The sequence below is a fragment of the Paraburkholderia sp. PAMB 6770 genome (genome assembly GCF_057748135.1).
The window spans coordinates 557,824-574,387 of sequence record NZ_CM173238.1; the positions used below are offsets into that span (position 1 = coordinate 557,824).

The 16,564-nt window shown below is 63.1% G+C and carries 16 protein-coding genes and 3 tRNA genes; 8 read left to right on the top strand and 11 right to left on the bottom strand.

The genetic code is table 11. The features are described from left to right. Window positions 1–4: 4 nt before the first annotated feature. Window positions 5–553 carry a hypothetical protein gene (locus AC3AP7_RS02680; protein ID WP_475765823.1) on the top strand — a complete coding sequence of 183 codons (549 nt, stop codon included), beginning with the start codon at window positions 5–7 and terminating at the stop codon, window positions 551–553. A gap of 289 nt (window positions 554–842) precedes the next feature. Here the strand turns inward: AC3AP7_RS02680 and AC3AP7_RS02685 are convergent, their stop codons facing one another. The 3 genes from AC3AP7_RS02685 to AC3AP7_RS02695 all read right to left on the bottom strand — a co-directional run bounded on the left by AC3AP7_RS02685 (window position 843) and on the right by AC3AP7_RS02695 (window position 3,481). Continuing rightward, complete coding sequence (locus AC3AP7_RS02685; RefSeq protein WP_475765821.1) at window positions 843–1,013, bottom strand: hypothetical protein; 171 nt, start codon at window positions 1,011–1,013, stop codon at window positions 843–845. A gap of 495 nt (window positions 1,014–1,508) precedes the next feature. Continuing rightward, window positions 1,509–1,955, bottom strand: a complete 447-nt coding sequence (locus AC3AP7_RS02690) for a hypothetical protein (RefSeq protein ID WP_475765820.1) — start codon at window positions 1,953–1,955, stop codon at window positions 1,509–1,511. A 491-nt stretch (window positions 1,956–2,446) separates the two neighbouring features. Continuing rightward, window positions 2,447–3,481, bottom strand: coding sequence for an IS110 family RNA-guided transposase (locus AC3AP7_RS02695; protein WP_475762854.1), 1,035 nt, complete (start codon window positions 3,479–3,481; stop codon window positions 2,447–2,449). Between the two features lie 313 nt (window positions 3,482–3,794). On the opposite strand from AC3AP7_RS02695, the gene AC3AP7_RS02700 reads away from it, so the two are divergent. Further along, window positions 3,795–4,469, top strand: a complete 675-nt coding sequence (locus tag AC3AP7_RS02700) for a DUF1120 domain-containing protein (RefSeq protein ID WP_487362662.1) — start codon at window positions 3,795–3,797, stop codon at window positions 4,467–4,469. A 765-nt stretch (window positions 4,470–5,234) separates the two neighbouring features. Here AC3AP7_RS02700 and AC3AP7_RS02705 read toward each other — a convergent pair. The 4 genes from AC3AP7_RS02705 to rph form a co-directional block, all read right to left on the bottom strand. Then, window positions 5,235–5,324 (bottom strand) — tRNA-Ser (locus tag AC3AP7_RS02705). Between the two features lie 52 nt (window positions 5,325–5,376). Further along, window positions 5,377–6,591 carry a radical SAM family heme chaperone HemW gene (gene hemW / locus AC3AP7_RS02710; RefSeq protein ID WP_475767828.1) on the bottom strand — a complete coding sequence of 405 codons (1,215 nt, stop codon included), beginning with the start codon at window positions 6,589–6,591 and terminating at the stop codon, window positions 5,377–5,379. Between the two features lie 5 nt (window positions 6,592–6,596). Further along, window positions 6,597–7,229: an RdgB/HAM1 family non-canonical purine NTP pyrophosphatase gene (gene rdgB, locus AC3AP7_RS02715; protein WP_475767826.1), complete on the bottom strand. Its 633-nt coding sequence runs from the start codon at window positions 7,227–7,229 to the stop codon at window positions 6,597–6,599. Between the two features lie 31 nt (window positions 7,230–7,260). Continuing rightward, complete coding sequence (gene rph / locus AC3AP7_RS02720; RefSeq protein ID WP_475765818.1) at window positions 7,261–8,001, bottom strand: ribonuclease PH; 741 nt, start codon at window positions 7,999–8,001, stop codon at window positions 7,261–7,263. A gap of 380 nt (window positions 8,002–8,381) precedes the next feature. Between rph and AC3AP7_RS02725 the strand changes: the two genes are divergently transcribed. The 4 genes from AC3AP7_RS02725 to AC3AP7_RS02740 all read left to right on the top strand — a co-directional run bounded on the left by AC3AP7_RS02725 (window position 8,382) and on the right by AC3AP7_RS02740 (window position 12,719). Continuing rightward, the gene (locus AC3AP7_RS02725; protein ID WP_475765816.1) at window positions 8,382–9,305 is read left to right on the top strand and encodes a YicC/YloC family endoribonuclease; all 924 of its coding nucleotides are present in this window, start codon (window positions 8,382–8,384) and stop codon (window positions 9,303–9,305) included. 19 nt (window positions 9,306–9,324) lie between these two features. Then, complete coding sequence (gmk, locus tag AC3AP7_RS02730; protein ID WP_475765814.1) at window positions 9,325–10,005, top strand: guanylate kinase; 681 nt, start codon at window positions 9,325–9,327, stop codon at window positions 10,003–10,005. Window positions 10,006–10,065: 60 nt separating this feature from the next. Next, window positions 10,066–10,269: a DNA-directed RNA polymerase subunit omega gene (gene rpoZ / locus AC3AP7_RS02735; RefSeq protein WP_006999799.1), complete on the top strand. Its 204-nt coding sequence runs from the start codon at window positions 10,066–10,068 to the stop codon at window positions 10,267–10,269. An 80-nt stretch (window positions 10,270–10,349) separates the two neighbouring features. Then, window positions 10,350–12,719 carry a RelA/SpoT family protein gene (locus AC3AP7_RS02740; RefSeq protein WP_475765811.1) on the top strand — a complete coding sequence of 790 codons (2,370 nt, stop codon included), beginning with the start codon at window positions 10,350–10,352 and terminating at the stop codon, window positions 12,717–12,719. A 135-nt stretch (window positions 12,720–12,854) separates the two neighbouring features. Here AC3AP7_RS02740 and AC3AP7_RS02745 read toward each other — a convergent pair. Both AC3AP7_RS02745 and AC3AP7_RS02750 read right to left on the bottom strand, forming a co-directional pair. Further along, window positions 12,855–12,931: transfer RNA gene (locus AC3AP7_RS02745), tRNA-Arg, on the bottom strand. 68 nt (window positions 12,932–12,999) lie between these two features. Next, window positions 13,000–13,076 (bottom strand) — tRNA-Arg (locus AC3AP7_RS02750). Window positions 13,077–13,194: 118 nt separating this feature from the next. Here AC3AP7_RS02750 and greB point away from each other — a divergent pair. Next, window positions 13,195–13,764, top strand: coding sequence for a transcription elongation factor GreB (greB, locus tag AC3AP7_RS02755; RefSeq protein WP_475765809.1), 570 nt, complete (start codon window positions 13,195–13,197; stop codon window positions 13,762–13,764). A 118-nt stretch (window positions 13,765–13,882) separates the two neighbouring features. Here greB and AC3AP7_RS02760 read toward each other — a convergent pair whose 3' ends face one another. Next, on the bottom strand, window positions 13,883–15,022 hold the full coding sequence (locus AC3AP7_RS02760; RefSeq protein ID WP_475765807.1) for a porin: 1,140 nt from the start codon (window positions 15,020–15,022) through the stop codon (window positions 13,883–13,885). Between the two features lie 521 nt (window positions 15,023–15,543). Further along, entirely contained in the window at window positions 15,544–15,786 is a 243-nt protein-coding gene (locus AC3AP7_RS02765; RefSeq protein ID WP_475765805.1) for a hypothetical protein, read from the bottom strand. A gap of 432 nt (window positions 15,787–16,218) precedes the next feature. On the opposite strand from AC3AP7_RS02765, the gene AC3AP7_RS02770 reads away from it, so the two are divergent. Then, complete coding sequence (locus AC3AP7_RS02770) at window positions 16,219–16,422, top strand: cold-shock protein (protein ID WP_475765803.1); 204 nt, start codon at window positions 16,219–16,221, stop codon at window positions 16,420–16,422. The last annotated feature ends 142 nt before the right edge of the window (window positions 16,423–16,564 follow it).

A 16,564-nucleotide genomic window follows, 5' to 3' on the forward strand; every position in this document is an offset into this window, starting at 1 on the left:
ATGAATGCGTAAAGAGAACAGCATGATGAACTATTCACGGATTGCGTTGATCGCATCGCTTGGCTTTCTCGGTGCCTGTACGGTCATGCCGACAGGCCCGAGCGTCATGGCGCTGCCCGGCACTGGCAAGACGTTCGACCAGTTTCGCGCGGACGATGCGTCATGTCGGCAATACGCGACGCAGCAGGTGGGCGGGGTATCGGCCAATCAGGCTGCCACGGCCAGCGCGGTCGGTAGCGCGGCAGTCGGCACTGCACTGGGCGCGGCCGCCGGTGCGGCATTCAACGGCGGCAGTGGCGCGGCGGTGGGCGCCGGTGCCGGTCTGCTCGCAGGCGGCCTGTTCGGGGCCAATGCCGCGCAGGGTTCCGCTTACGAGGTGCAGCGGCGGTACGATTACGCGTACTTGCAATGCATGTACGCCGCCGGCGATCGCGTTCCGGTGTCGGGGCGTCTGAGGACCGTGCAGCCGTATGGCGCGAGTGGCTATCAGGCGGCACCGCCGCCGCCTCCGCCGCCGGGTATGGCACCCCCGCCGCCGCCCGGCGTCGAATGAGCCGATCGTGCGCGATGCTGGCTCGGGCGCGGCTGCCGCATGGAGCGGCGGCCGTGTTGTCATGAGTCGGGGGATGGCGCGTGCCTTGGCGGCACGCCGCGCGCGGCGAAGCGCAGCGTCGCGCATGTAATGAAGTGAAACGCGTCCCGGATCCCGTTTAGCCGGAAATCCTCCTAAACTGCAAAGGCCTCTCCCAAAGGGGCATCGGTGGAAGGTCTTTTACGTGCCCGCTCTACGCGGGCATTCTTTTTTGCCGACAGGCGTACCGGAGACCCGGTACGCGCACGCGTCAACGATGCCAGCCGCCGCCCACTCCGACGCCGACACTGACGGCGGGTACAGCGTAGTAGCCATAGCCATACGCGGGCGCCGGCGCGTAGCCGTAGCCATACGGGGCCGGTGCGACAACGCAGCCGCCAAGGCTGGCAGCGATGCCGATGAGCGCGAGAAGTCTGATCATCTTGTTCCTCCTTGTGCGCGCGACGGGCGCGCGTGTGTTTGCGGCGCGCGGGAAGCCGCGTGCGTTTGCGCGGTCGCGCGCCGATGCACTTCGTTTGCGTTCGCTCCACCATGGCGGAGTCGTTCAGGCGCGGAGCCGAAACAGCGAATGCGTGCGAGATCCCAGCTGCCGCGCGCGTTGCCGGGCGCGAAAAAGGCCCGCCAGTCGCAGGCGGGCCAAACTGAGGAGACTCACGAAATACCTCATTGGGGGATGAGGCGTTCCCAGTTTAGTCGTGCGGAGGGCCGATGGTGTTTCGCATGGCTTTACACCTGTTACCGTTGATGACCCGCGCGCACCGGGGCAAAACCCGGGCGTCGCGCGACGGCACGGCTACGCGCGGTTGATAGCCGCGGCAAGGCTACCGGCGTGCAACGATCGGAAACAGACTGGTGTCGTCTGCAAGCGGGCCTTGCAGACGTGTCCGGGCGGCGATGTGTGCGGCGCGCCGCGCGCTCAATGGACGACGAGGGTGTTGGCTTGCGCGTTGCCGGCGCCGGAGACGATATTCAGCCCGATATTGCCGCTTGCGTGGGCTAGCGCGCCGGCGTCGAGCTGCGCGCGGCTGCCGCCGGTGAGGGTGGCGGCGACGCTCACGTCCTGGGCGGTGTCGATGACGGCCGTCGAATGGTCGAGCGCGACAATCTGGTTCGCTTGCACATTCAGCGCGCCGGCCGCGATGTTGACGCCGATGTTTCCGGACGCGTTGCGCAGCGTATCCGCGCCAACCGCCGCGATCGCGCTCGACAGCGATGCACGGCCCGCCGTCTGCTGCGTGGTCGTGACAACGGTATCGAAGGGCGTAGCGGTAGCGTCGCCGGCCGAGGCTAGCGTATTGGTCAGCGCGGGCGACGCGCCGATGACGAGCGACAGCGCCAGTGTGACGGCAGGATGAGATTTCATCGGACACTCCCGGTCGGGCCTTGAGCGGCTCGTGACCGGGTTAACGGCGCAACATCGGTAAAGTTGAGTGCGGCGACGCGCGGAATATCCCGGACGCAGGCGGTTTCGTCTAATCATATGAGAAATACAAAAGGCTGGGCCTTGTTCAATCAAACGGTGTCCTAATCATCACCGCCTTCTCCTGCCTCATCCCCACGCCGTGTACACCATGCATGGACGCCCCCGGTTTGCCAAGCTCTCATTTGTGGTGAACTGAAGGTGGAGATTGCAGCCATGCATCCGGACTTCGATGTCCGGCGCGAGGCCGGCGGTCCCTGATGGAATGCGCTGGCCGGGCTCTCATCACTTTCGCGTGCTCCTGTGCACACTGGTGTACCCAGAGTTTTCCGGCCACGGTCTTACCTGTTCTGCCATCACTTCATGATCGCCTGAGCAATCGGTGGTTTGCGTCTCTCCTGTAAGGTGTCTACGTCAGTGTTTGGCCGGCCTGATTACGCGGCCGCAGTCGCGGGCGTGTAATCAGGCCGGAATTCGCGGCCGTGAGCGAGCAACGCCCAGATGATCCGTGCATTCTTGTTCGCAAGCGCGACGGCCGCGACATTTGAGTTTCGTCGCTGTAGCAATCCGTCCAACCAGCCGTCCTTTTGCTGCTTGCGCTCAGCGGCTTGCATGACGGAACGTGCGCCGTGGATGAGCAGCGTTCGCAGATAGGTGTCGCCGCGCTTGCTGATTCCGAGCAGCACATTCTTGCCGCCGCTTGAGTTCTGTTTAGGTACCAAGCCAAGCCAGGCCGCGAGTTGCCGTCCGTTTTTGAAGCTCTTCGCGTCACCGACAGACGCGACGAGTGCACTGGCCGTAAGCGGTCCGATGCCAGGCACGCTTGCAAGCTTGCAACTGGTGTCGTCGCTGCGGTGCCAGGCCTGGATTTGACGTTCGAGTTCGCGGACCTGCTGGTCGAGATCCTTCAGATGGTCCAGGAGGCGCTGAATGAGCAGCCGGAAGGAGCCCGTCAACTCGTTGCTGGCATCCTCGATTAGCTCGGGCACCCGGCGGGCGAGATGCGCAATCCCCTGGGGAACGACAATCCCGAACTCGCTGAGCAGACCGCGAATCTGGTTGGCCTGCGCGGTGCGCGCTCGCACGAAGCCTTGGCGAACGCGGTGCAGTGACAACACCGACTGCTGCTCGATGTTCTTGATAGGCACGAAGCGCATGTTCGGCCGTGTGACGGCCTCGCAGATCGCCTCGGCGTCAGCCGCGTCGTTCTTGTTCGTCTTGACGTAGGGTTTGACGAACTGCGGCGCGATCAATCGTACCGTGTGTCCCATCGCTTGCAGCTTACGGGCCCAGTGGTGTGCGCTGGCACACGCCTCCATGCCGATGAGACAGGCCGGCAGATTGGCGAAGAACGCCGCTACCTGATCACGTTTGAGCATCTTCCGGAGGACGGCCCTCCCATGCTCATTTACACCATGCACGGCAAAAATGTTCTTCGCCAGATCGATGCCAACTGTCGTAATCTTCATGATGGGCGCTCCCCTCGGTCAGGTGGTTGCTTCGACACTTCCACTTTGGCACATCGATGCCGTTTCGGGTGGGGGCGTCCATTCCATTACTTTCACCGATAGCTCGGCTCTGTCTGACTGCTGCCGTTACTGGCCCGCACCATGCGCCCGCCCCGTCCTGAACGACTTTAAGCCCGGTCCGAGGAAATTGGCCCGAAGCTCGCACCCGGGTCCGATGAAGTTGACCCGAGGCCTGAGCGATACTTCATGTCATCGATAGCGTGCTGATTACGAGGAACGGCAGCTTCCCTGCCGAACCATCCCTGGAGTGATGATGCTTTCCCGACTCAAACAGTTTCTTCCTGCGCTCGCGCTGTGCGCTAGTGCATTCGCTACCGGCGCCCACGCACAATCGATCGACATACGTGTCCTCGGCTCCGTGAAGCCGCCGAGCTGCGTGCCAACGCTGAGCAACGGCGGAGTGGTCAACTACGGGAGGATCGAGGTGTCGAGGCTCAAAAAAACCGAATACACGGCATTAGAAAATAGAGATCTTTTCCTGTCGATTGATTGTATCGATCGGACCCTCCTCGCACTGAAAACGACGGACAACCGGTCTTCAAGCAGGATCCCTGGCATTCTCCGAATTCTCGGCTCCGATTGGGGCGACGGAATCAACTATGGCCTTGGCACTTCGAAGGATGTGAAGGTTGGAGGGTACTCCATGGCCCTGCTGCAAGGGACATACGCCGTGGATGGCAACAGTGCGAATACCGTGAGCCGCACGACTACCGGCCAGACATGGAGGCAGGCGGGCCACGACGGTACAGTGTCTCACAGTGGCTGGTACTACTCCTGGTCGACGACCGACAACAACGCGCCGACTGCATTTAAGAACCTGACGGGTACGCTTCGGGTCTGGACGGTTCTCAACAAGGCTGACGAATTGCCCCTGTCGGGTGATGTCGAGCTCGACGGCTCAGCTACGCTCGAACTTGTTTATCTGTAAATCAAAGATCGTCGGCTTGCCCAGGCCGGCATTCGTCTCTCACAGGCCTTTCCTCGCACAAACCCCGGCAGCGTAAGCGCTACCACCAGGCGCGCGTCGCACGGGCCCGGCGACACCGCAACGCCCTGTTTGCCAGGCTGCGTGCGCGCACCATCTGCCCACCCCGGTTGGCCCCTCGCGCTTGACGAAGAACATCGGGTCCCATCGCGCGGCTCTGCCTGACTGCTGCCGTTACCGGCCCGCGCCATGCGCACGCACCGTCTTGATCGACTTTAAGCCTGGTCCGAGGAAATTGGCCCGAAGCCCGCACCCTGGTCCGATGGAGAGTGGGTGCCTACCCACCCAACGACCCGCCAAAGGAAATACGGCTAGACCCGCAACGCGAAAGGGCTCAACGACAGGGATGTCGCTGAGTTTCATCAACTGAACGAAAATCTTCTCAAGTTCGTAGCCCTTTTGCTGTGGCGACATGCTGTGTGCAGCCAGAAACCGCCTCTGAAGATCGGCCAGATCACTGGCATAGCTTGATGCAGCAGACTTCTCGGGAGCATTTCGCGCGGCCTGTTTGGCCTCTTGCACGGAGGAGAGTAACGAGGGTGGACTACTTGTGCGAGCAACCCATACGCAATGTGGATACAACTACAGCCCCAAGATTTGCCGCTCCGCGCCGGATTGATCGTCGCGCCGGATTGATCGTCGAATTGTGAGTTGAAAATTAAAAAGCCGTTGAATCTTGTTTAGATTCAACGGCTTAGTGTTCGATCGTGGCGGAGGCGGTGAGATTCGAACTCACGGAAGGATTGCTCCTTCGCCGGTTTTCAAGACCGGTGCCTTAAACCGCTCGGCCACACCTCCAAACCGCAAATTGTAACCCGAAACCGCGTCCGCCCGGCAGGCATGCGCGTCGTCACGTGCCTTCTTTCAGGAACAGCGCCTGGAGATCGTTCAGGAACGCCTGCCCACGCGGCGTCGGGGCGATCCGCTGATGATCGCGTGCGATCAGGCCGCGCTGCTCGGCCTCGCGCAGCGCCGGTTCGATCGAGGTCATCGACATGCCGGTGCGTTCGACGAACTGATGCACCGCGAAGCCCTCGGTGAGCCGCAGCGCGTTCAGCATGAACTCGAACGGCAGATCGTGCGGTCCGACCTCGTGTTCCTCCTGGATCGGCGTGCCGGCCTGGCATTGCGCGATGAAGGTTGCCGGATGCCGGTGCCGCATCTGCCGCAGGATGCGATTCGGAAACGACAGCTTCGAATGCGCGCCTGCGCCGATCCCGAGATAGTCGCCGAAACGCCAGTAATTCAGGTTATGCCGGCTTTGCCGCCCCGGCTGGGCATACGCCGACACTTCGTAGCGCGTGTAGCCGGCCGCCGCGGTGCGCTCGTGAATCCAGTCCTGCATGTCGGCGGACAGGTCGTCGTCGGGCAGCGCGGGCGGAAATTTCGCGAACAGCGTGTTCGGTTCCAGCGTCAGGTGATACAGCGACAGATGCGGCGGCGCGAACGACAGCGCGGTGTCGACGTCGGCGCGGCATTCGTCGAGCGTCTGCTGGGGCAGCGCGTACATCAGGTCCAGATTGAAGTTCTCGAACGTGTGCGCGGCGACTTCCACCGCGTGACGCGCCTGCGCGGCGTCGTGGATGCGTCCGAGCGCCTTCAGGTGCGCCGCGTTGAAGCTCTGGATCCCGACCGACAGCCGGTTCACGCCGCTCGCGCGAAACTGCGCGAACTTGTCGGCCTCGAAGGTGCCGGGATTGGCTTCGAGCGTGATTTCGGCATCCGCATCGAGCGGCAGCCGCGCGCGCACGTCCGACAGCAGCCGGTCGAGTCCCGCCGCCGACAGCAGGCTCGGCGTCCCGCCGCCGATGAACACCGTATGGACCTGGCGTCCCCAGACGAGCGGCAGCGCGAGTTCGAGGTCGGTGCGCAGCGCATCGAGGTATTCGGCCTCCGGAAAGGTCTCGCCTTTCCATTCGTGCGAATTGAAATCGCAGTACGGGCACTTGCGCACGCACCACGGGAAGTGCACGTACAGCGCGAGCGGCGGGAGCGCGCCGAGCCGGATGCGGCCGGGCGACGTGAACGCCGTGAGCGCGCCGGCGCCGCCCTGTGCCGGATGCAGCGGAATCACGCTTCCTCCGCGAGGCGGGCGAGCAGCTGCCGCAACGCGCGTGCGCGATGGCTGAGGGCGTTTTTTGTCGGCGGATCGAGCTCGGCCGCGGTCGCGTTCAGCTCGGGTAACAGGAAGTGCGGGTCGTAGCCGAAACCGTTCGCGCCGCGCGGCGCGTCGACGATTTCGCCGTGCCAGCGCCCTTCGGCGATCAGCGGTTCGGGATCGTCCGCGTGCCGCACGAGCACCAGCACGCAGAAGTAGTACGCGCGGCGATCCGTGGCGCCGCGCAACTGCTCGACGAGGCGGGCGTTGTTCGCCGCGTCGCTCTTCGGGCCGCCGGCAAGCTGCGCGTAACGCGCGGAGTAGACGCCCGGCGCGCCGCGCAACGCGGGCACGCACAGCCCGGAGTCGTCGGCGAGCGCCGCCAGGCCGGTGTGCTGCGCCGCATGGCGGGCCTTCGCGAGCGCGTTTTCGACGAAGGTCGGATACGGCTCGTCCGCCTCGCTCACGCCGAGCGCGCCCTGCGCGATCAGCTCGATGCCGGCGGCGTCGAGCAGCGCGGCGAACTCGCGCAGCTTGCCGGCGTTGTTCGACGCGAGAACCACCCGGCGCAGCGCGGCGTGTCGCTGCGCGTTCGCTGGCTCGATGGCGTCCCTGGGGGTGTTCCCGGTGGCGGGGTTAATCACGGGCGAGCCCCAGCGCTGCCTTCTGCAGTCCGACGAGCGTACCGATGCCGTCGCGCGCGAGATCGAGCAGCGCGTTCATTTCGTCGCGCGAGAACGGCGCGCCTTCGGCGGTCCCCTGGATTTCGACGAAGCCGCCGGCACCGGTCATCACGACGTTCATGTCGGTGTCGCATTGCGAGTCCTCGGTGTAGTCGAGGTCGAGCACCGGCATGCCGCGATACACGCCGACCGACACCGCCGCGACGAAATCGCGGATCGGCGAGCGGGCGAGCTTGCCGCTCGCGAGCAGCGTCGCGACGGCGTCGTGCGCGGCGACGAAGGCGCCGGTGATGCTGGCGGTGCGCGTGCCGCCGTCCGCCTGGATCACGTCGCAGTCCAGATGCAGCGTGCGCGTGCCGAGCGCTTCGAGATCGAACACCGCGCGCAGCGCCCGGCCGATCAGGCGCTGGATTTCCTGGGTGCGGCCCGTCTGCTTGCCGCGCGCGGCTTCACGGTCGCCGCGGGTATGGGTGGCGCGCGGCAGCATCCCGTATTCGGCGGTGAGCCATCCCTCGCCGCGCTCGCGCAGGAACGCGGGCACGCTCTCCGCGACGCTCGCCGTGCAGATCACCTTGGTGTCGCCGAACTCGACGAGTACCGAGCCCTCCGCATGCTTCGTGTAGTGGCGCGTGATGCGGACATCGCGCAGTTGATCGGCGTGGCGGCCGCCTGGACGTAGGGTCGTGTGGTTCATGGTTCTTCCGGAAAACGGGCGCGTGGAGGGCAAAGAACGAAATTTTACCGCTGATCGCCGCGCGCGGCCCGGTCTCCGGCGCACGCGCGCCGGACGCGCGGCGGGAGTGCGGTGGATACGCACCGGATACGCACCGGATACGCACCGGATACGCACCGGACGCGCACCGGACGCGCACCGGACGCGCACCGCACGCGCACCGCACGCGCACCGCACGCGCGCCGGACGTGCGCCGGACGTGCGCCGGGAGCGCCCGTGCGTCGGGGCGCGGCGTCAAACATGGGATAATGAGGCTTCCCCGTCCCGCGTCTCGTACACGCCGGGCGATTCGATTCACCGGCTGTCCCGTGCGCGGGCCGGCCCCCATCGCGAGACCTACGATGATCTACAGCATGACCGGCTACGCGAGCGCCACGCGCGAGCTCGCGGCGGCGTCCGGCAATGGCGGCGCGAGCGTGTCGGTCGAACTGCGCACGGTGAATTCGCGCTTTCTCGACCTCAATTTCCGCATGCCCGAAGACGTGCGCGTGTGCGAGCCGACGCTGCGCGAGATGTTGATGAACCGGCTGTCGCGCGGCAAGGTCGACATCCGCATCAATCTGCAGCGCAGCGAGCAGTCGGCCAACGCCGGTGCGCTCAACCGCGATGCGCTCGCGCAACTCGCGCAACTCGAGCGCGCCGTGCTCGGCGCGTTTCCGGAGGCCGGGCGCCTGCGTACCGGCGAGATTCTGCGCTGGCCGGGCGTGCTGGCCGAGAGCGGCGTCGACGCGGACACGCTGCGCGACGCGGTGCTCGGCTGCGGCAAGCAGGCGATCGCCGATCTCGTCGACGTGCGCGCGCGCGAAGGCGCGCAACTGGCGTCGATGCTGCTCGGGAACGTGACCGAGATGGAGGCGATCGTCGCGAAGGTCACGCCGATGATGCCGGAGCTGATCGCGAAGCATCAGCAGAAGATTGTCGAGCGCCTGCAGGAAGCGCTCGGCATTGCCGCGCCGGACGCCGCGGCAACCAGTATCTCGCGCGAGGAAGTCGCCGAGCGCATCCGTCAGGAAGTGACGATGTACGGCATCCGCATCGATATCGCGGAGGAGCTGTCGCGCCTCACCGCGCATCTGAACGAGACGCGTCACGTCATCGAGAAGGGCGGCAAGGTCGGCAAGCGTCTCGACTTCATGATGCAGGAGCTCAACCGCGAAGCGAACACGCTCGGTTCGAAGGCGGCGGCCAAGGAGATCGCGGATGCGTCGATGACGCTCAAGCTGCTGATCGAGCAGATGCGCGAGCAGGTGCAGAATCTGGAGTAATCCTGGAGCAACCCACGCAATGACCGATCTCAAACGCGAAAGCCACGCCCCGCACAATCCGTATGCCGGCGCGTACCCCGGCAACCTGTTCATGGTGGTCGCGCCGTCGGGCGCCGGCAAGTCGACGCTCGTGAACGCGCTGCTCGCGCAGGACGACGCGATCCGGCTGTCGATTTCGTACACGACGCGCCCGCCGCGTCCGAAGGAGCAGGACGGCGAGCACTATCACTTCACGACGGTCGACGACTTCCTGAAGCGTCACGCGGCCGGAGAGTTTCTCGAAAGCGCCGAGGTGCACGGCAACTACTATGCGACGTCGCGCGTGTGGATCGAGGAGCAGATGAAAAGCGGTCACGACGTGCTGCTCGAAATCGACTGGCAGGGCGCGCAGCAGGTGAAAAAGCAGTTCCACAACGCGGTCGGCATCTTCATCCTGCCGCCGTCGCTCGACGCGCTCGAGGAGCGCCTGAAAAAGCGCGGCCAGGACGAGCCGAACGTGATCACGCGGCGGCTGCTCGCGGCCGGCGGCGAGATGGGGCACGCGGCCGAAGCGGAGTACGTGGTGATCAACGAGAACTTCGAGCGCGCGCTGCACGAACTGCAATGCGTCGTGTCGGCAACGCGGCTGCGCTTCGCGTCGCAATACGCGCGCCACACCGGCCTTTTCGTGCAGCTCGGCATCCATCAGCCGCACGCGTGAGCGCGGCGAGGCGCCGGTCACATAAGGTAGAATAAGCGTCATACTGAGAAGGAACCCAACATGGCCCGCATTACCGTCGAAGACTGCCTGAAACAGATCCCGAACCGTTTCGAACTGGCGCTCGCTGCAACCTATCGCGCGCGTCAGCTCGCTCAAGGCCACACGCCGAAGATCGAAAGCCGCGACAAACCCACGGTGGTTGCGCTGCGCGAAATTGCGGCGGGCCAGGTCGGCATCGAAATGCTGAAGAAGGTACCGGTCTAAGGTACGCTTCGCCCGTTTCGACGGGCATGTCATCCCCCTCAAGCGTGCAGACCGGCGCCCAAACCGATACGGAGGCGAACATGAGTACCACCCCCTCGCCGTCCGTCAACGAAGTGGAGCGCGACGCCCACGACAGCGGTGCTCCCGGTTCTGCGCGCAAGTACATCGACGCGGTCCTCGAACAGTCGTTCCGCCATCTGTTCGGACCCACCGCCACGCCGGAGCAGCCGCGCCGGCACGACGTCGTATCGATCGCCGGGCTCACCTCGGCGCTCTCCGGCTACCTGTCGCCGGAAGAGATCAAGGACATCAAGGCAGCCTTCCATTTCAGCGACGAAGCGCATCTCGGCCAGTATCGCCAGAGCGGCGAGCCGTACATCACGCATCCGGTAGCGGTTGCGGAGATCTGCGCGGGCTGGAAGCTCGACGCGCAGTCCATCATGGCGGCGCTGCTGCATGACGTGATGGAGGACCAGGGCGTCACGAAGGCCGAGCTCGCGGAGCGCTTCGGCGCGAAAGTCGCGGAACTGGTCGACGGCCTGTCGAAACTCGACAAGATGGAGTTTCGCAACCGCGAGGAAGCGCAGGCGGAAAACTTCCGCAAGATGCTGCTCGCGATGGCGCGCGACGTGCGCGTGATTCTCGTGAAGCTTGCGGACCGGCTGCACAACATGCGCACGCTCGGCGCGGTGCCGCCGGAAAAGCGCCGGCGGGTCGCGCGCGAAACGCTCGATATCTACGCGCCGATTGCGCATCGGCTCGGTCTGAACAATACCTATCGCGAGCTGCAGGATCTGAGCTTCGCGAACTTCAATCCGCATCGCTACGCGACGCTGGAGAAGGCCGTCAAGGCAGCGCGCGGCAACCGGCGCGAAGTCGTCAGCAAGATACTCGAATCCGTGCAGCGCGCGATTGCCGACGCGCAGATCGACGCGGAAGTCACGGGCCGCGAGAAAACCATCTTCAGCATCTACAAGAAGATGCGCGACAAGCAGTTGTCGTTTTCCCAGGTGCTCGACGTGTACGGTTTTCGCGTGGTCGTCGAGAGCGCGCTGGAGTGCTATACGTGCATCGGCGCGCTGCATGCGCTCTACAAACCGGTGCCAGGCAAGTTCAAGGACTACATCGCGATTCCGAAGGTGAACGGCTACCAGTCGCTGCACACGACGCTGGTGGGTCCGTTCGGCGCACCGATCGAGTTTCAGGTGCGCACCCGCAAGATGCACGAGATCGCGGAAGCGGGCGTCGCCGCGCACTGGCTTTACAAGAACGGCGGCGCGGACCTGAACGACGTGCAAAAGCGCGCGCATCAGTGGCTCAAGTCGCTGCTCGACATCCAGAGCGAAGTGGGTGATTCGAGCGAGTTTCTCGAACACGTGAAGATCGACCTGTTCCCGGATGCGGTCTACGTATTCACGCCGAAGTCGAAGATCATGGCGCTGCCGCGTAGCGCGACTGCGCTCGACTTCGCGTATTCGATCCACAGCGACCTCGGCAACCAGTGCGTCGCGGTCAAGATCAACAACGAGTTGCTGCCGCTGCGTACCGAGCTCAAGAGCGGCGACATCGTCGAAGTCATCACGGCGCCGTATTCGAAGCCGAATCCGGCGTGGCTCGGTTTCGTACGCACCGGCAAGGCGCGCTCGGCGATCCGGCACTATCTGAAGACGATGCGGCTGAACGAGTCGGTCCAGCTTGGCGAGCGTCTCGTCGACCAGGCGCTCAAGGGTTACGAGCTCGCGTTGTCTGATGTCACGCCGGAAGTGTGGGACAAGCTCGTGCAGTGGACCGGCAACAAGAGCCGCCAGGAAATTTTCGCGGATATCGGCTTGGGCCGCCGCGTCGCCGCCGTGATGGCCAAGCGCATCGAGGTGCTGATGAGCGGGCGCGACGCGGACGACGACAGTCCGCGTTCCGAGGCGCATCATCCGCATGCGCCGCCGGTCGTGATCACCGGGACCGAAGGGATGTCGGTGCAGTTGTCGGCCTGCTGTCGGCCGATTCCGGGTGACGACATCATGGGCTATATCGGGATCGGCCTCGGCATGGCGATCCACACCACGGACTGTCGGGTCGCGCAACGCATCCACCGGCGCGATCCGGGTCGCTGGATCGATGTAGCATGGGCGCCTCAGCCGGGGCGTCTGTTCGACGTCGCGGTCAAGGTGCTGGTGAAGAATACAAAAGGCGTGTTCGCGCGGGTGGCGGCGGACATTACGTCCGCGGATGCGAATATTGTCCACATCGCGATGGACGAAGATCTGTCGCAGGAATCCACCGTGCTGCGGTTCGTGATCCAGGTCAGCGACCGTGTCCACCTGGCTAACGTGATGCGCCGGGTGCGGACCAACCCGGACGTGATGCGGATTGCGCGCGAACGCCCGAGCGAGGAGGGGCACCATCGTCACGACGGTGGAATGCGCATCGACCGCGAGCGGGCCGATTACTGAAAGCGGCGGCGGGGAAGGGTGCTGCTTTGCCTCGCGGTGGTGGCTCAAGGGCACGGATGGCCTGAATGAGCGGCCGGGATCGTCCAACAATGAACCAAAAACAAAGGGCCTTCCATAAGGAAGGCCCTTGACGAGTGGCGCGGCTGGCAGGATTCGAACCCACGACCCCTTGGTTCGTAGCCAAGTACTCTATCCAACTGAGCTACAGCCGCACGCAAACCGGGTGACACTAGAACCGGCAAAACAACAGGGCCTCCCCGGAGGGAGGCCCTCGAATAAATGGCGCGGCTGGCAGGATTCGAACCCACGACCCCTTGGTTCGTAGCCAAGTACTCTATCCAACTGAGCTACAGCCGCACGCAGAAAAGAGATTATAGCAGAGCCCGAAAAAAAGGGAAGTGTGAAGCCGTGATTTGTGCTCGCGCAATGATCGTGTAACCTTGAAAACCGGACGTACCGCAGTCAATGGAAGACCATGAACAAGGCTTTTGTCAAAGAGTCGAGCGAGGACAACGATGACGATCTCGACGTCGCGCAGCCAGCCATTCCGGCGGGCGCGAAAAATTACATTACGCCGGCCGGCCATCGCCGCCTGCGGGATGAGTTGCTGCATCTGATCGACACCGAGCGCCCCGAGGTGGTCAAACTGGTGTCCTGGGCGGCGTCGAACGGCGACCGCTCGGAGAACGGCGACTATATCTACGGGAAGCGCCGTTTGCGGGAGATCGACCGCCGGATCCGATTCCTGACCAAACGGCTCGACCTGGCGGAGGTCGTGGACAGCAGCAAGCAGGAGAACGTCGATCAGGTATTTTTCGGTGCAACCGTCGAATATGCGATGCAGGATGGCGATGTACGCAGCGTGACAATCGTCGGTGTGGACGAAGTCGACCTCGATCGCGGCCATGTCAGCTGGATCTCGCCGATCGCGCGTGCGCTCGTCAAGGCGCGGGTCGGTGACCAGGTCACGTTGCATACGCCCGCCGGGCCGGAGCAGATTGATATTCTCGATGTCCAGTATCCGCCGCCGGATGTCGCGGCCTGACGCCAGGCATAAAAAAAGGCGCCGCAAAAGCGGCGCCTTTTTCACGCTGTAAGGCGCCGGCTTTGGCATTACCGAAGCCGGCGCCTTAGATGCTGCTTACAAGCGGCTTAGAGGCGGCTTAGAAGCGGTGACGCAGACCCGCCGTCACGGCGACCTGGCTGTTGGTCGACGAAGCGTCCACGCCGTTGATGACTGCGTCGACGCCCGAACCCTGGTTCACACGCTGATACACGCCTTGCAGATAGACATCCGTGCGCTTGGACAGGGCGTAGTCCGTTTGCAGGTTGAACTGGTTCCACTTCGGACGCACGCCGTCGACCGACGCTTGCGTGTACGTGTAGGCTGCTGCCAGGCTCAGGGCCGGGGTCAGCGCGTAGCGGCCGTTCAGCTCGAAGTTCTGGAAGTGCGCGCTGCTGCCGTTCAGGGCGAGACCGTCGCTGGTGCCCGAGTTGCTTGCGGAGATGCCGTATGCCTGGTTCAGGTTGGTTTGCGAGTACACGAAACCGACCGTTGCCGGGCCGAAACCGTAGTTCAGGCCGGCTGCCCAGGTTCGCTGACGGCCCGCGACGAACGTGTTGTCGCCCGACAGTGCGCCGCTTGTGTTCGTCAGGGCGCCGCCGCTCACGCTGTTGTTCAGTTGCAGGTAGCCTGCACCGACGTTCAGGCCGCCGTACGTATACGAACCGCCGAGGCTGTATGCACGGTTATTTGCGAAACCGCCCGCCTGGTTCGAGAAGCCGTACAGGGCGCCGAACTTGAAGCCGCCGTAGTTCGCGCTCGAGTACTTGACCGAGTTGTCGATCCGGAACGAGTTGTCGAGGTTGTCGTTATCGAACGGGTGGGCGAACTCCGTGCCGCCGTAGCCGGTGCCGGTCAGGGCCAGCGGGCCGACGAAATCGACAACGCTGTCGTACTGGCGACCCAGCGTGACCGAACCGTACTGGTCGCTTGCCAGGCCGACGAACGCCTGACGGCCGAACAGGCGGCTATTCTGCTTCAGCGAGCCGTTGTTGATGCCGAAGCCGTTTTCCAACGTGAAGATTGCCTTCAGGCCGCCGCCGAGGTCTTCCGAACCGCGCAGACCGAAACGGCTGCCGTTCACCGAGCCGCTGGTTTCCTGCCAGGCGGAATGGCCACTCTGGTTGTTCGTGTAGGTGATGCCCGCATCGATCAAACCATACAGCGTGACGCTGCTCTGTGCGTGCGCAGCAGTAGCGAAAACGCCCGACAGGGCCGCGACCATGAGTGTCTTTTTCATCTTTGTAACTCCGAGAACAGGATGGGCTAGAGAACCCAGGCTTCGAGGAAACGTCATGCGTTGCGCTGCCAGAGACGGCGCACTCGCGAGACAGTGCGCCGTAGCGCACGTGTTTCCGGACAGGCAGAGTGTAGGGATGTGGTCGCAGATCGGGCATTCCGATTCGCGCAATAATTTATTCCTTGCTGTGAAATTATGGCTGCTGTAACGAAAAGTCCTTGTCAGCCAAGGCTTTCCAGCACTTGCGTCGGAATATGAAAGAGGTGTCAACCTTCGTGCGTTGTTCAATTGCTACACGAATCGACGTGAAAAAACAACGATCAAACAATGAAACATTCTGATTGTTGTTGGCTGCGCAATAGATGATTGCTGATTACGTCGTGAATCGCCTGAACGGGCGCCGGTATACTGGTGACTCCGCTTTCCGAAGCGGACTTTTTCGTTGACGAAAAAGATCTCCAAACCTTTGTCGGCGCGACTCCCCAGTCGCGCTTTTTTTTGCGCTGCGGCTGAATCGCGTGCTAGTGCGCGTGCTGGGCGAAACCCGACGACAGCGAATCGAAATCGGTGCTGACGCTCCAGTCTTCCATCACATAATGGCGTGCATCCATCGGGGATGACAGAAGATTCTGCCAGTGATCGCCGTGCCACATCGGGTCGATATCGAGCGCCGACGCGCTCGACGGGTTTTGTCCAGCCTCGTCGGAACGGGCTGCGCGGCGGGATGGGGCAAGCCAGGCAAGGAAGCGACGTAGTGTATTCATTATGCGTATCTCCGATACGGACCAACAGATCAAGCATGGGCTGCGTGACGGGCGACTACAACCCGGACAAACACTTACGATTGACAGATTTTGTTACATTTATATATCAAAATTACCGCATCCCCTGTATTCGTGACCATCCCAGTAAAAATGACGAATCCGATGGATTCTCAGGTTTGATTGCGGCCGCCGCTTATTTTTTGAGATATCACGTCGCGCCTAGGCGCATCATCCGCCCGGCATTTAATTGAGATAAGTTGTTTGAAAATTCACTTGACGATCGCTCTTCGTTCCCTTTATAACGGCACTGCTGAATTTTCGATTAGTTGACGAGATGGCGTCGGGATTTTCATGTGTCGCTATTCGGAGCAGCATCGTAATCGGCGTGAGGGCATTGCCCGCTTTAATCAAAATTTCGAGGAAAACTGGAAAATGGAAACCGGTATCGTCAAATGGTTCAACGATGCTAAGGGCTTCGGCTTCATCACGTCGGACTCCGGCGGTGAAGATCTGTTCGCGCACTTTTCGGAGATCCGTACCGAGGGCTTCAAGTCGCTGAAGGAGAACCAGCGCGTGTCGTTCGAGATCAGGACAGGCCCGAAGGGCAAGCAGGCGGCGAACATTCACCCGCTCTGAGAGGTCCGCTCGCGCAGGCATCGCGAGTGCCTGCGCACGCATCACCGAGCCCCCGCGCGAGCGGGGGCTTTTTTATGCCGGTGTTATGCCGGTGCCGCGCATGAATGCGGGGAGTCTGCCCGTCATCCAGGTGTTGGCAGCG